Genomic DNA, 14,669 nt, shown 5'->3' on the forward strand with positions numbered 1-14,669 from the left:
TCATTCCTCGGTGAAGAAATCTGAATCGATGCGCTTGAGCTGGTACGTGGCGGCCACAGACACGCCCAAATCGTGCTCAATCATCAGGTCCGCCAGGCGTTCGCCGTCGATCAGCACGACCTTGTAGTTGCTGTGCGCTGCGTAGTCGCGCGCTTCCTGGGTGAAGCGGGAGGTGGTGATGAACACGCCCTTGCTGGCGCGCTGGCCTGCCAGGGCGCCGACGAACTGCTGGATGTCGGGCCGGCCCACCACGTTCGCCCAGCGTTTGGCCTGCAGGTAAATGGCGTCTAGCCCCAGACGGTCTTCGTTGATGACGCCGTCGATGCCGCCATCGCCACTGCGGCCGACGGCGCGGCCCGCTTCCTCGCGGCTGCCGCCGTAGCCCATCTTGATCATGAGCTGCACGACGAGGCGTTCGAAATAGGCAGGTGAGCAAGCAGCAATCCGCTCGAGTATTTCCGCGGTCAGGGCACCCTCTACCTCACGCTGAATGTCCGCCAGGCGCGCCTCCGGTGGAGCTGGTTCCGCTTCCTCGGCGCCTCCTGCGTCCACCGTCTTTCCCTGCTTTGTTTCCACGGCGTTCGCCAGCTGCCTTGCCTTCCAACGCCTATACCCCTGTTGCGCCAGAAGAAAATAACCTTGCTCTCCTTGGGCAAGAGCCTGCACGCCGGCATCTGTTAGGCCCCACAGGCCACGCTCCTTGACCAGGAATCCCGCCTTCACTGCGTCGACGGAAAAGAAATGGGCGTACATGCGCCAACGCGGCAACCCGTTGCTTTCGATAACCTCCCGCGCCCAATCATCAAGAGCCAGCCTGTCCTCTATCGTGTCCAGGATCTGGCTGGCTTTCATTTGAGCCTTGCGTTCGAGCAGCAACTCAAGCGCAGCAAACATGACCTTGGCGGCCAGGGTCTGGGACTTTGAAAGCGGCTTTTGCATTCACGCTCCTAGAAAAAAGGGCGCCCCAAAGGGCGCCCCTGTGATTGTGCCCAAGGCCCTGCCGGCCTCAGCCCGCAGCCACTCCCGGGTTGCGCAGGCGGATGTGCAGCTCGCGCAGCTGCTTTTCATCGACCGGCGACGGGGCCTGCGTCAGCAGGTCCTGCGCGCGCTGGGTCTTGGGGAAGGCGATCACGTCGCGAATGGACTCGGCGCCGGTCATCAGGGTGATGAGGCGGTCCAGGCCGAAGGCCAGGCCGCCGTGCGGGGGCGCGCCGTACTGCAGCGCATCCAGCAGGTAGCCGAACTTCAGGCGCTGGTCTTCGGGGCTGATGTTCAGCGCCGCAAAGACCTTGGCCTGCACCTCGGCGCGGTGGATACGCACCGAGCCGCCGCCCAGCTCCCAGCCGTTCAGCACCATGTCGTAGGCCTTGGCCAGGCACTGGCCCGGGTCGGTGTCCATCAGGTCCTCGTGGCCATCCTTCGGGCTGGTGAAAGGGTGGTGCACGGCCACCCAGCGGCCGTCTTCCTCGTCGTGCTCGAACATGGGAAAGTCCACCACCCACAGCGGCGCCCAGCGGTCCTCGAACAGCCCGCTCTTCTTGCCGAATTCGCTGTGGCCGACTTTCAGGCGCAGGGCGCCGATGCTGTCGTTGACGACCTTTTCTTTGTCGGCGCCGAAGAACAGCAGGTCGCCGTCCTGCGCGCCGGTGCGCTTGAGGATCTCGGCCAGCGCCGCGTCGTGGATGTTCTTGACGATAGGCGACTGCAGGCCCTCGCGGCCCTTGGCGGCCTCGTTGACCTTGATCCAGGCCAGGCCCTTGGCGCCGTAGATCTTCACGAACTCGGTGTACTGGTCGATCTCGCCGCGGCTGATGGCGCTGCCGCCCGGCACGCGCAGCGCGACCACGCGCCCGCCCTTGGTCGTGGCGGGGGTGGAGAACACCTTGAAGTCCACGTCGGCCATGACGTCGGTCAGCTCGGTGAATTCGAGCTTGACGCGCAGGTCGGGCTTGTCCGAGCCGAAACGGCGCGCCGCCTCCTGGTAGCTCATGGTGGGGAAGTCGCCCAGCTGCACGCCCAGCTGCGTGCTGAAGACCTCGCGGATCATGCGCTCGAAGATGGCGCGGATCTCCTCTTCACCCAAGAAGGACGTCTCGCAGTCGATCTGCGTGAACTCGGGCTGGCGGTCGGCGCGCAGGTCCTCGTCGCGGAAGCACTTGGTGATCTGGTAGTAGCGGTCGTAGCCGGCCACCATCAGCATCTGCTTGTACAGCTGGGGCGACTGCGGCAGCGCGAAAAACTGGCCGTCGTGCACGCGGCTCGGGACCAGGTAGTCGCGCGCACCTTCAGGCGTGCTCTTGCCCAGCATGGGCGTCTCAATATCGATGAAGCCTTCTTTGTCCAGGAAGTTGCGCACCTGGATGGCGGTCTTGTAGCGCAGCATCATGTTGCGCTGCATGGCCGGGCGGCGCAGGTCCATGACGCGGTGGGTCAGGCGCGTGGTCTCCGACAGGTTGTCATCGTCCATCTGGAAGGGCGGCGTGACGGAGGGGTTGAGCACCACCAGCTCGTGGCACAGCACCTCGATCTGGCCGCTCTTGAGCTTGTCGTTGGTGGTTCCTTCGGGGCGCGGGCGCACCAGGCCCAACACCCGCACGCAGAACTCGTTGCGGATGTCTTCGGCCACCTTGAACATCTCCGGGCGGTCCGGGTCGCACACCACCTGCACGTAGCCTTCGCGGTCGCGCAGGTCGATGAAGATCACGCCGCCATGGTCGCGGCGGCGGTTCACCCAGCCGCACAGGGTGACGGTTTGGCCCATCAGGGCTTCGGTCACGAGACCGCAGTAGTGGGAGCGCATGGACATGGGAGGGAGCTCTTTTTCTTCCTGCGCCCCGGAGGCGCAACGGTGGTGATGAGGGTGCTGCGGGGCATGGGACTGCCGGTCTGGCCGCCCCGGGCAACTACTTGCCGGCCTCGGCAGCCAGGGGGTCGGGCGGGGCCACGACTCCCATCGAAACAATGTACTTGAGGGCCGCGTCGATGCTCATGTCCAGCTCCACGCAGTCGCTCTTGCGCATGAGCACGAAGTAGCCGCCCGTGGGGTTGGGTGTGGTCGGCACATAGACGCTGACGAACTCATCGCGCAGATGGGCCGCCACCTCGCCGCTGGGTGTACCGGTGATGAAGGCCACCGTCCACACGCCTTCGCGCGGCCACTGCACCAGCACGGCGGTGCGAAAGGCATTACCGCTCTCGGAAAACAGCGTGTCCGAGACCTGCTTGACGCTGGAGTAGATGGAGCGCACCACCGGGATGCGGCTGACCAGCGCGTCGCCCCACTCCACCAGCTTGCGGCCGGCAAAGTTGCTGGCAAAGGCGCCCACCACCAGCAGGATGCTCAAAGTGAGCAGCACGCCGAAGCCGGGAATGTGAAAGCCCAGCAGCCGGTCGGGCTGCCAGGAGCCGGGCAGGATGCCCAGCGTCTGATCCAGCGCGCCGACGATCCAGGACAGCACCCAGGCCGTGATGACGCCCGGCACCACCACCAGCAAGCCGGTGAACAGCCATTTGCGCACCGCTGCCATGGGGGTGGCCTTGCTCGGCTTTTCAGGCATCAGAAGTGCCTGTAGCCGGCGCCGGGCTTGCGCTGGCAGCTACTTTTTCAGGAGCAGCCTCGGGGGCGGGCGGCTTGCGACCGCTGAAGTCGGTGGCATACCAGCCCGTGCCCTTGAGCTGAAAGCCCGGGGCCGTCAGCTGTTTGGCGAAGGCCGGGGCGCCGCAGGCCGGGCAGGTTGTGAGCGGGGCGTCGGCGATTTTCTGCAGCACGTCCCTGGCATGGCCGCAGGAGCCGCACTGGTAGGCGTAAATAGGCATTGCAAAAACGCGCTGGAGGGCGAGGAAAAACCCGCAATTATAGGCAATGGCGGGCTTTTCCCGCGGCGTTCAGTCCAGGCCTGCCACGGGCTGGGCGGCCAGATGGGCGTTGCGCACGAACTGCGGCGCCAGCGACCCGCCGACCATGCCGCCCAAGGCCGCCAGCACGCCGGCCAGCTGCTGCGGGAAGGCGTCGCCCAGTGCCGGGGTCACCATGAACAGCACCCAGGTGCCGATGCCCAGCACCACGGCGCACAGCGCGCCCTGGGTGTTGGCGCGCTTCCAGTACAGGCCGAACACCAGCGGCACGAAGGCGCCCACCAGCGGCACCTGGTAGGCGCCGGAGACCAGCTCGAAAATCGGCGTGCCTTCCATCTTGATGGAGTAAATCAGCACGCAAACGGCGAACACGAAGACGCTGATGCGCATGATGCGCAGGTTCTCGTCGTCGCTGATATAGGTGGGGCGGAACTGGCGCCAGATGTTTTCGGTGAAGGTGACGGCCGGCGCCAGCAGCGTGGCCGAGGCGCAGGACTTGATGGCCGACAGCAGCGCGCCGAAGAACAGCACCTGCATGAGGACCGGCATGCGCTCCATGACCAGCGTGGGCAGCACCTTCTGCGGGTCGTCCTCCAGCAGCGCCGCGGTCTGCTCGGGCATGATGATCAAGGCGCTGGCCACCAGGAACATGGGCACGAAGGCGAACAGAATGTAGGCCGTGCCGCCGATCACCGTGCCGTGCGTGGCGGCCTTTTCGGTCTTGGCCGACATCACGCGCTGGAACACGTCCTGCTGCGGAATGGAGCCCAGCATCATGGTGATGGCCGCGCCGAAGAAGAAGATGACTTCGTGCCAGGTCGGCTCGGGCCAGAAGCGGAACATGTCGCGGCTGGTCGCCAGGTCGATGACCTTGCCGGCGCCGCCGGCCATGTCGGCGGCGAAGAACGACAGCGCCAGGAGGCCCACCACCAGGATGATCATCTGGATGAAGTCCGTCACCGCCACCGACCACATGCCGCCCCACAGGGTGTAGACCAGGATGGAAGCCACGCCGATGGCCATGCCCCAGGCGATGGAGATCGTCCCGCCCGACAGCAGGTTGAACACCAAGCCCAGGGCCGTGACCTGCGCCGACACCCACCCCAGGTAGCTCAGCATGATGATCAGCGAGCAGACCACCTCGATGCTGCGCCCGTAGCGCTCGCGGTAGTAGTCGCTGATGGTGAGCAGCGACATGCGGTACAGCTTGGCGGCGAAGAACGCGCCCACCAGGATCAGGCACATGCCAGCGCCGAACGGGTCTTCCACCACCGCGTTCAAGCCTCCCTTGATGAACTTGGCCGGCACGCCCAGCACGATCTCCGAGCCGAACCACGTGGCGAACGTGGTGGTGATGATCATGTACATGGGCAGGTGCCGGCCGGCGATGGCGAAATCGGCTGTGTTCTGCACACGCCTGGCGGCCCACAGGCCGATGCCGATGGTGACAAACAGGTAGGCGATCACCATGAAGAGCAACACGTGGCAACTCCTGAAGGAAGAAGAGGGGTGGACGAGAGAGGGAAAGGAAAGGGGAAAGCGCGGAGGGTGCGCTTAGAACACCCGCAGGCGCGCGATGAGCTGCATCACGATCAGCCCCAGCAGGAAGCCGACGCCGCCATAGATCAGGGCCTGCAGCAGGCGGTTGGTGCGCTTTTGCTCGGCCAGCAGCGCCAGCAGCTCGGCGCGGCCCTCGCCCTGGCCGCGGCGGCTGAGGTACTCGTGCATCAGGCGCGGCAGTTCCGGCAGGACCTTGGCGTAGCGCGGCGCCTCCAGCTGCAGCTCGCGCCACAGGCGCTTGGGGCCGAGCTGGTCGAGCATCCACTTTTCCAGGAACGGCTTGGCCGTGCTCCACAGGTCCAGGTCCGGGTCGAGCTGGCGGCCCAGGCCTTCGATGTTGAGCAGCGTCTTTTGCAACAGCACCAGTTGCGGCTGGATCTCCACCTGGAAGCGCCGCGAGGTCTGGAACAGGCGCAAGAGCACCATGCCCAGCGAAATTTCCTTGAGCGGCCGGTCGAAGTACGGCTCGCACACGGCGCGGATGGCCGACTCGAGCTCGTTCACGCGGGTGTTGGCCGGCACCCAGCCGCTTTCGATATGCAGCTGGGCCACGCGCTTGTAGTCGCGACGGAAGAACGCCACAAAGTTTTGCGCCAGGTACTCCTTGTCGGACTCGGTGAGCGTGCCGACGATGCCGAAGTCCAGCGAGATGTAGCGCCCGAACGTATCGGGGTCCAGGCTGACCTGGATGTTGCCCGGGTGCATGTCGGCGTGGAAGAAGCCATCGCGGAACACCTGGGTGAAGAAGATGGTCACGCCGTCGCGCGCCAGCTTGGGGATGTCCACGCCGGCCTCGCGCAGGCGCGCGATCTGGCTGATGGGCACACCGTTCATGCGCTCCATCACCAGCACGTCGGGATGGCAGTAATCCCAGAAGATCTCGGGGATCAGCACCAGGCCGACGTCCTTCATGTTGCGCCGCAGCTGCGCGGCATTGGCGGCCTCGCGGATCAGGTCGAGCTCGTCGTGCAGGTAGTTGTCGAACTCGGCCACCACCTGGCGGGGCTTTAGGCGCTTGCCGTCGGCCGACAGCCGCTCGACCCAGCCGGCCGTCATGCCCATCAGCTCCAGATCGCGGTCGATCACCGGCAGCATGCCCGGGCGCAGCACCTTGACGGCTACGTCGCGCTCGCGGCCGTGGCGGTCGCGGATGACGGCAAAGTGCACCTGGGCGATCGACGCGCTGGCCACGGGCGTGCGCTCGAACGAGACGAACACCTGATCGATGGGCCGGCGAAAAGCCCGCTCGATGGTCGCCACCGAGATCGCCGGGTCGAACGGCGGCACGCGGTCCTGCAGCAGCGCCAGCTCGTCGGCGATGTCCGGCGGCATCAGGTCGCGCCGGGTGGACAGCACCTGGCCGAACTTCACGAAGATGGGGCCCAGGCTTTCCAGCGCCAGGCGCAGCCGCACGCCGCGGGGCGCATCCAGCCGGCGCCCGAACGTGATCACGCGGGTGAACGAATGCAGCCAGGGATGGCGAAAGCTGGACAGGACGACCTCGTCCAGGCCATGGCGCAGCACCACCCGCACGATGGTGAAGCCGCGGGCAAAGCGCCTCATGGCGGCGAGCGGTAAGAGGAGATGCCGCTGTCGCCGGCGCCGTGGGCGCCGACGTCGCGCTCCGATGCAGCGGCGCCCATGCGTGCGCCGACGAAGCGGCGCAGCGCTGCGGCCACGCGTTCGGCCACGCCTGCCACGGTGCGCGCAGGCGCATCGCCGATGATGCGGGCCAGGTCGTCCTCCACGTCCCAGCGCACGTTGTCCACCACCCAGTTGATGTCGGCGGCCAGCTGCACGTCGCCCTCGATGCGGATGGCGGGCCGCTCGCCGGCCAGGGCGCTGCGTGCCAGCGACAGCGGCGAGGCGTCAGCCACCTGCAGCCGCAGGTCGGGCGCGGCGCCCTCGGGGGCCAGGTCCAGCAGACCGGCCGGGGTGAGCTGCAGCGTCATGGAGAAGTTGCGCCATTGCACATGGGCCGTGCGGCCGGCCTGGCGTGCCAGGCGGTCCATCGCTTCACGCTCCTGCATCAGCACGTGGTTCAGGAACAGCACCGCGCGGTGCTGCACCTCGTGCACCAGCCAGGCCGGCGGTTGCGGGCCGGAAACGACGCGTTCCATGAGGCCGTCCAGAAACGAAAAAGGGGACTGCTTAGACATAGCCCCCGATTATTCCCCGAAGTGGTGGCTGCACTGTCGGCTTTTTGGCCGAGCGTGCAGCGCCCTCTTCGCTGACTGAGCGTGGTGGACTACTGCAGTGCCTGCAGACCGGCCACCAGCCAGCCGCTCGTGCCGCTCTTGGGCTTGGTCATGTTCCAGACCTCGCGGAAGGGGCTGGGGCCGGCGGAAGCCTCTTCGCGGATCATGCCGGAGAACTCCACGCTGGCCATGTAGCCGTCACCCAGGTCCTCGATGCCCAGCAGCTGCGCCTCCAGCATGACCACGTCGGTGTGGTTGGGCTCGGCGCCGCCGCGGTGCTGCTCGCGCTCGGCCAGCTGGGTGCGGATCTCGCCCAGCATGGCGTCGGTCATCATGGAGCGCAGTGTGGCGATGTCCGAGCGGTCCCAGGCAGCCTGCAGCGTAGTGAAGTTGCGCTTGGCGGCCGTCAGGAAGCCCTCGGTGTCAAACCCCTCGGGCACACCCCAATTTTGCGAGCCGGCCAGGGCGGCGCCGATCATGGAGCCACCCGCCGCCGCGCCACTGTGGCCCTGAAAGGCCGTGCCGGCGCGCTCCCAGGGGCGGGCCGAAGCGTCGTTGCCCACCTTCTCGGGGTTGTACTGGCGCGGCATCTGCACGTCCGCGGGCGGCGTGCCGGCGCCCGCGCCCTGGAAGGCAAAGGGCGACGCGCTGGCGGCCGCGGCCGGCTGGCGCGAGCGCATGAACATGCGCACTGCCGCCAGCACCACCAGCCCCAGCAGCGCAAACATCAGGAACTGGGCAAAACCCGCACCCAGGCCCAGCGAGTTGGCCAGCCAGGCCAGGCCCAGGCCCGCAGCCAGGCCGCCAAGCATGGCGCCCCAGGGCTTCTTGGGGGCGGCAGCGGCCGCAGCGCCCGCGGCGGCAGGCGCTGCGGGGGTCTGCGGCGAAGCGTTCTGGGCCGGTGCGCCCGGAGCGCGCGGCGGCGTGGCCTCGCGCTGCGTGACGTTGGAGGACTGGCGCCCGAAGGACTTGCCGCCGCCCATGCGGCGCGCGTCGGCGTCCAGGTGCACCAGCGCCAGCATGGCCACCAGCGCCACGGACCACAGTTTGCTGTTCATGTCATCTCCCGAGGAATGAGTGAGCGGCGAGCGCCCTTGAAAGCGGATTTCGCCCGCCCGTTGTATTCGTTCAGCACTTGATTCCAACATGCAGCGCGACCACTCCGCCTGTCATGTTGTGATAGTCCACATGCCCAAAGCCACTTTGTTTCATGAGGGATTTGAGCTCCTCCTGGCCCGGGTGCATGCGGATGGACTCGGCCAGGTACTGGTAGCTGGCGGCGTCGCCGGCCACCATCGAGCCCAGGCGTGGCAGCACCTTGAAGGAGTACCAGTCGTAGGCCTTGGACAGGGGCTTGGCGACCTTGGAGAACTCCAGCACCAGCAGCCGCCCGCGGGGCTTGAGCACCCGGCACATCTCGCGCAGGGCGGCGTCCTTGTGCGTCATGTTGCGCAGGCCGAAGGCGACGCTGACCAGATCGAAGTGGTTGTCGGCAAACGGCAGGTGCTCGGCGTCGCACACCGCCGTGGGCAGCACCACGCCGGCGTTGATCAGGCGGTCGCGCCCGGTGCGCAGCATGGCCTCGTTGATGTCGGTGTGCACCACGCGGCCGGTGGTGCCGACCTTTTTGGAGAACGCCAGCGCCAGGTCGCCCGTGCCCCCGGCGATGTCCAGCACCTGGTCGCCCTCGCGCAGGTTGGCCACCATCACCGTGTAGGCCTTCCAGACGCGGTGCATGCCGGCGGACATCAGGTCGTTCATCAGGTCGTACCTGGGTGCGACGGAGTCGAACACGCCGCGCACGCGGCGCGCCTTGTCGTGCTCATCGACCGACTGAAAGCCGAAATGGGTGGTGTTCATGGCGTCATGCTAGGCGAGGGGTTGGCGGTGCGTACAGGGACAACCCCGCACCGGCGTGGGGCTTGTGTCGCTATCAGGTCACGGCGCGGCGGCGTCAGTGCCCGCCGCAGCCGCCACCCGCCTTGGCGCGGGCCTGCATGGGCGTGTCGCGGTCGGCACCGGCCTCGGCCAGGCGGCGCTCGTACTCGCGCATGAGCGCCTCCTGGTCGCGGCCGAGCTCATAAAGATAGGCCCAGGTGTAGATGCCGCTGTCGTGCCCGTCGGAAAACGCCGGGCGCACGCCGTAGTGGCCCACCGGCTCCAGGTGCACCAGGGTGACCTGGCGCTTGCCGGTCTGCAGCACCTCCTGGCCCGGCCCGTGGCCCTGCACCTCGGCCGAGGGCGAATACACGCGCAGCAGCTCGAAGGGGATGCGGAACACGGCGCCGTCATCGAACGCCACCTCCAGCACGCGCGACTGTTCGTGCACGGTGATGGCCTGGGGCGTGGGGTTGTGATCGTGTTGTGCCATGGATTCACCTCGTGCCTGGTTCAGGGCAAAAAATGCCGCCAGCGCTTAACTGGCAAGCGTCAGCAGCTATCAAAATGATTGCGCCGGGGCGCCACCCCAGGCGGCCAGCCGCTCGCGCAGCGCCTCGTGCAGCGCGGGCAGCCGCGCGGCCAGCTCGGCCTCGCGTTCGGGCTCGCGCGCGCGCTGGGGCGCGGCCCACAGGGGGGCGGGCCAGTGGCTGTCCCAGGCGTGGCGGGCGATCACGTGCCAGTGCAGGTGCGGCACCACGTTGCCCAGGCTGGCCAGGTTGACCTTGTCCGGCTGCGCATGTTCGCGCAGGGCCTGCTCGACCAGCGCCACGGCCTGCATGCAGTGCTGGCGCTGGCCCTCGGCGAGGTCGGAGAACTCGGCCACGTGCGCGTTCCAGACCACGCGGTAGAACGCCGGGAAGCCCGGCTCGTCCACGTGGATGACGCGCAGCTGCTCGCCGCGCCACAGCACCGTGCCGCCTTCAGCCGCGCACAAGGGGCAGTTCGAGCCGCCGCCGGGCCGCCCCAAGGCGGCGAGCGCCCCCTCGGGGGCCTGCAAGGACACGCCAGTGCCGAGCGTGGGGGCCGCAGTCATACCAGCACCCGCTCGATGCCGCCGGCGTTGGCGCGCTGCACGTACTCGGGCAGCCAGTTCTCGCCCAGGATCTGCCGCGCCATCTCGATGACGATGTAGTCGGCTTCGAGCAAGCCGTTTTGCAGGTCGCCCTGGTAGCGCGAGATGCCCTGCAGGCAGCTGGGGCAGCTGGTCAGGATCTTGATGTTGTCCTGCGCCCCCACGGCGCCGCTGGCGCGCAGCTGGGCCTCGCCCTTCCTGATCTCTTCTTCCTTGCGAAAGCGCACCTGCGTGGCCACGTCGGGCCGCGTCACGCCCAGCGTGCCCGACTCGCCGCAGCAGCGCTCGCTCTTCAAGACCTTGTCGCCCACCAGCGCGCGCACGGTCTGCATCGAGTCGCCCTGCTTCATGGGGTTGTGGCAGGGCTCGTGGTACAGGTAGCCGCCCTGGCCCGCGGGCAGCGTGATGCCCTTTTCCAGCAGGTATTCGTGGATGTCGATGATGCGGCTGCCGGGGAAGATCTTGTCGAACTGGTAGCCCTGCAGCTGGTCGTAGCAGGTGCCGCACGAGACCACCACCGTCTTGATGTCCAGGTAGTTCAGCGTGGTGGCCACGCGGTGGAACAGCACCCGGTTGTCGGTGATCATCTTCTCGGCGCGGTCGAACTGGCCGCTGCCGCGCTGCGGGTAGCCGCAGCACAGATAGCCCGGCGGCAGCACCGTCTGCACGCCGGCATGCCACAGCATGGCCTGCGTGGCCAGGCCCACCTGGGAAAACAGCCGCTCGGAGCCGCAGCCCGGAAAGTAGAACACCGCCTCGCTGTCCGCCCGCGTTTCGGGGTTGCGGATGATGGGCACGTAGTCCTTGTCCTGGATGTCCAGCAGCGCGCGCGCCGTCTTCGTGGGCAGCCCGCCGGGCAGCTTCTTGTTCACGAAGTGGATGACCTGCTCCTTGAGGGGCGCCGGCCCCACAGTGGCGGGCGGGTGCGCGGTCTGCTTGCGGGCCACGGCGGCCAGCACGTCCACCGCCAGGCGCTGGGCCTTGTAGCCCACGCCCACCATGCCGGCACGCAGCGCGCCAATGGTGCGCGGGTCGGTGGCGTTCAGCATGGTCATGGCCAGGGCGTTGCCCGGCCGCCAGCTCTTCTTGCCCATCTTGCGCAGCAGGTTGCGCATGTTCATGGTCACGTCGCCGAAGTCGATCTTCACCGGGCAGGGATTGAAGCACTTGTGGCACACGGTGCAGTGGTCGGCCACATCCTCGAACTCCTGCCAGTGGTGGCTGGAGATGCCCCGGCGCGTCTGCTCCTCGTACAAGAAGGCCTCGGCCAGCAGCGAGGTGGCCAGGATCTTGTTGCGCGGGCTGTACAACAGGTTGGCGCGCGGCACGTGGGTGGCGCACACCGGCTTGCACTTGCCGCAGCGCAGGCAGTCCTTGACGCTGGCGACGATGTCGCCGATGTCGCTCTGCTGCATGATCAGCGACTCATGCCCCATCAGCCCGAAGCTGGGCGTGTAGGCATTGGTCAGGTCGGCGAACATCAGCGAGGTGCGCGAGCCTTTATGGGCCGAATCGGTCTGTAGCCCTTGTGCAGACTGCGCCAGCAGCTCCTGATTGCGTAGCAGCTTGCCGCGGTTGAAGTGCCCGTGCGGGTCCACCCGGCGCTTGTATTCGGCAAAGGGCGCCAGCTCCTCGTCGGTCAGAAATTCCAGCTTGGTGATGCCGATGCCGTGCTCGCCCGAAATCACCCCGTCCAGGCTGCGCGCCAGCACCATGATGCGCGCCACCGCCTCGTGCGCCGTCTGCAGCATCTCGTAGTCATCGCTGTTGACGGGGATGTTGGTGTGCACATTGCCGTCGCCGGCGTGCATGTGCAGGGCCACCCACACACGGCCCTTGAGCACGCGCTGGTGGATGGCATCCAGCTGCTCCAGGATCGGCTGGAAGGGGGCGCCGGCGAAGAGGGTCGCCAGGGGCTTCCTGATCTGCGCCTTCCAGCTGGCGCGCAGCGTGTGGTCCTGCAATTGCGGGAACAGCACCTCCACGTTGTCCAGCCACTCTGCCCAAGTCTGGCGCACCTCTTCGACCAGGGCGCGGGCCTGGGCCACGCGGTCACCCAGCAGCTCGGCGGCGGGGATGCCGGCGGCGTCGTCCTGTTTACCCAGCGGCAGCTTGCCCTGCGCCAGGAAGTCCTGCAGCTGCGCGCACAGCTTCAGCTTGTTGCGCAAGCTGAGCTCGATGTTGATGCGCTCGATGCCGTCCGTGTACTCCCACATGCGCGGCAGCGGGATGACCACGTCCTCGTTGATCTTGAAGGCGTTGGTATGGCGCGAGATGGCCGCCGTGCGCTTGCGGTCGAGCCAGAACTTCTTGCGCGCCTCGGCGCTCACCGCCGTGAAGCCCTCGCCCGAGCGCGAGTTGGCGATGCGCACCACCTCGGCGGCGGCGCGCGCCACGGCGTCCTGGTCGTCGCCCACGATGTCGCCGATCAGCACCATCTTGGGCAGCCGGCCGTTGCCCTTCTTGGACTTGGTGGCGTAGCCCACGGCCTTGAGGTAGCGGTCGTCCAGGTGCTCCAGGCCGGCCAGCAGCACGCCGCTTTGCCGCTGCTCGGCAAACATGAAGTCCTTGATCTCCACGATGCTGGGCACGGCGTCGCGGGCGTTGCCGAAGAACTCCAGGCAGACGGTGCGCGTGTGCTCGGGCATGCGGTGCACGATCCAGCGCGCGCTGGTGATCAGGCCGTCCGTGCCTTCCTTTTGCACGCCCGGCAGGCCCGACAGGAACTTGTCCGTCACGTCCTTGCCCAGGCCTTCCTTGCGAAAGGTCTTGCCGGGGATGTCCAGCCGCTCGGTGCGAATGGGAGTGCGACCGTCGGCCTCGTAGTACGCCAGCTCGAAGCTGGCAACCTCCGCGTCGTGGATCTTGCCCAGGTTGTGCGCGATGCGCGTGACCTCCAGCCACTGCCCCTGGGGCGTCACCATGCGCCAGCTGGCCAGGTTGTCCAGCGCCGTGCCCCACAGCACGGCCTTCTTGCCGCCGGCGTTCATAGCGATGTTGCCGCCGATGCACGAGGCCTCGGCGCTGGTCGGGTCCACCGCGAAGACGAAGCCGGCGGCTTCGGCCGCATCAGCCACACGCTGGGTGACCACGCCGGCCTCGGTCCAGACGGTGGCCACCTCCTGCTCCAGCCCGGGCAGGCGGCGCATCTCCACCGCCGTCATGGCTTCGAGCTTTTCGGTGTTGATGACGGCGCTGCGCCAGGTCAGCGGAATGGCGCCGCCCGTGTAGCCGGTGCCGCCGCCGCGCGGGATGATGGTCAGCTCCAGCTCGATGCAGGCCTTGACCAGCTGCGCCATCTCGGCCTCGGTGTCGGGCGTGAGCACCACGAAGGGGTATTCCACGCGCCAGTCGGTGGCGTCCGTCACGTGCGACACGCGCGACAGGCCGTCGAACTTGATGTTGTCCTTGGCCGTCAGGCGGGCAAAGCGCTTTTGCGCTTCGCGGCGCATGCGCGCCACCTCGGCCAGCGTGCTGTCGAACTCGGCGATGGCGCGCTGCGCGGCATCCACCAGCTGGCCCACGCGGCGGTCGCGCTCGGCGTCCTCGTGCGGCAGGCGGCGCTTTTCGATCTCGGCCATGCGGTGGCGCAGGGCGTCCACCAGCAGCCGGCGCCGATCCGGGTTGTGCAGCAGGTCGTCCTGCAGGTAGGGGTTGCGCTGCACGACCCAGATGTCGCCCAGCACCTCATACAGCATGCGCGCGGAGCGGCCCGTGCGGCGCTCGCGGCGCAGCTCGTCCAGCACGGCCCAGGCCGGCTCGCCCAGCAGGCGGATGACGATCTCGCGATCGGAAAACGAGGTGTAGTTGTACGGGATCTCGCGCAGCCGGGCGGTCTGCCCGCCCTGCGCGCCCTGCAGGGCCGCCAGCGCAATCGGAACGTTCATGGGAATCAACCTGGGGACGGGCGCGGCATGCACCCTCGTGGCTCGGGGGCTGGCGATTTTAAGCGACCCCCTCCAAAGATCCCGGCGCACCGCAGCCGGGCCAGCGTTTGCACTGAAAAACGGCCCAAACGCTTGATGGACAAGCGCTGGCAGCTA

At 67.5% G+C, this 14,669-nt stretch carries 12 protein-coding genes; all 12 read right to left on the reverse strand.

Annotated elements, in window-relative coordinates; genetic code table 11:
• Positions 1 to 939, reverse strand: coding sequence for a restriction endonuclease (locus C7H73_RS13670; protein WP_106847152.1), 939 nt, complete (start codon positions 937 to 939; stop codon positions 1 to 3).
• A gap of 67 nt (positions 940 to 1,006) precedes the next feature.
• Positions 1,007 to 2,806: an aspartate--tRNA ligase gene (aspS, locus tag C7H73_RS13675; RefSeq protein ID WP_106847153.1), complete on the reverse strand. Its 1,800-nt coding sequence runs from the start codon at positions 2,804 to 2,806 to the stop codon at positions 1,007 to 1,009.
• Between the two features lie 97 nt (positions 2,807 to 2,903).
• A complete protein-coding gene (locus tag C7H73_RS13680) occupies positions 2,904 to 3,527 on the reverse strand; it encodes a DUF502 domain-containing protein (protein ID WP_106847688.1) in 624 nt (207 codons plus the stop codon).
• A gap of 22 nt (positions 3,528 to 3,549) precedes the next feature.
• The gene (locus C7H73_RS13685) at positions 3,550 to 3,816 is read right to left on the reverse strand and encodes an FmdB family zinc ribbon protein (protein ID WP_106847154.1); all 267 of its coding nucleotides are present in this window, start codon (positions 3,814 to 3,816) and stop codon (positions 3,550 to 3,552) included.
• A 69-nt stretch (positions 3,817 to 3,885) separates the two neighbouring features.
• The gene (locus C7H73_RS13690) at positions 3,886 to 5,337 is read right to left on the reverse strand and encodes a sodium:solute symporter family protein (RefSeq protein WP_106847155.1); all 1,452 of its coding nucleotides are present in this window, start codon (positions 5,335 to 5,337) and stop codon (positions 3,886 to 3,888) included.
• A gap of 72 nt (positions 5,338 to 5,409) precedes the next feature.
• On the reverse strand, positions 5,410 to 6,978 hold the full coding sequence (ubiB, locus tag C7H73_RS13695; protein ID WP_106847156.1) for a ubiquinone biosynthesis regulatory protein kinase UbiB: 1,569 nt from the start codon (positions 6,976 to 6,978) through the stop codon (positions 5,410 to 5,412).
• A complete protein-coding gene (locus tag C7H73_RS13700; protein WP_106847157.1) occupies positions 6,975 to 7,574 on the reverse strand; it encodes a hypothetical protein in 600 nt (199 codons plus the stop codon). The genes ubiB and C7H73_RS13700 overlap by 4 nt, the downstream gene beginning before the upstream one ends.
• A gap of 89 nt (positions 7,575 to 7,663) precedes the next feature.
• Complete coding sequence (locus C7H73_RS13705; RefSeq protein ID WP_106847158.1) at positions 7,664 to 8,671, reverse strand: Tim44 domain-containing protein; 1,008 nt, start codon at positions 8,669 to 8,671, stop codon at positions 7,664 to 7,666.
• Positions 8,672 to 8,741: 70 nt separating this feature from the next.
• Positions 8,742 to 9,473 (reverse strand): bifunctional demethylmenaquinone methyltransferase/2-methoxy-6-polyprenyl-1,4-benzoquinol methylase UbiE, encoded by a 732-nt coding sequence (gene ubiE, locus C7H73_RS13710; protein ID WP_106847159.1) that lies wholly within the window; start codon positions 9,471 to 9,473, stop codon positions 8,742 to 8,744.
• A gap of 94 nt (positions 9,474 to 9,567) precedes the next feature.
• The gene (locus C7H73_RS13715; RefSeq protein ID WP_106847160.1) at positions 9,568 to 9,984 is read right to left on the reverse strand and encodes a gamma-butyrobetaine hydroxylase-like domain-containing protein; all 417 of its coding nucleotides are present in this window, start codon (positions 9,982 to 9,984) and stop codon (positions 9,568 to 9,570) included.
• A gap of 69 nt (positions 9,985 to 10,053) precedes the next feature.
• Positions 10,054 to 10,587, reverse strand: a complete 534-nt coding sequence (locus C7H73_RS13720) for an HIT family protein (protein WP_106847161.1) — start codon at positions 10,585 to 10,587, stop codon at positions 10,054 to 10,056.
• Positions 10,584 to 14,513 carry a DUF3683 domain-containing protein gene (locus C7H73_RS13725; RefSeq protein WP_106847162.1) on the reverse strand — a complete coding sequence of 1,310 codons (3,930 nt, stop codon included), beginning with the start codon at positions 14,511 to 14,513 and terminating at the stop codon, positions 10,584 to 10,586. Before C7H73_RS13725 ends, C7H73_RS13720 begins: the two co-directional genes overlap by 4 nt.
• Positions 14,514 to 14,669: the final 156 nt, after the last annotated feature.

The sequence above is a fragment of the Pulveribacter suum genome, assembly GCF_003013695.1.
Lineage (GTDB): Bacteria > Pseudomonadota > Gammaproteobacteria > Burkholderiales > Burkholderiaceae_C > Melaminivora > Melaminivora suum.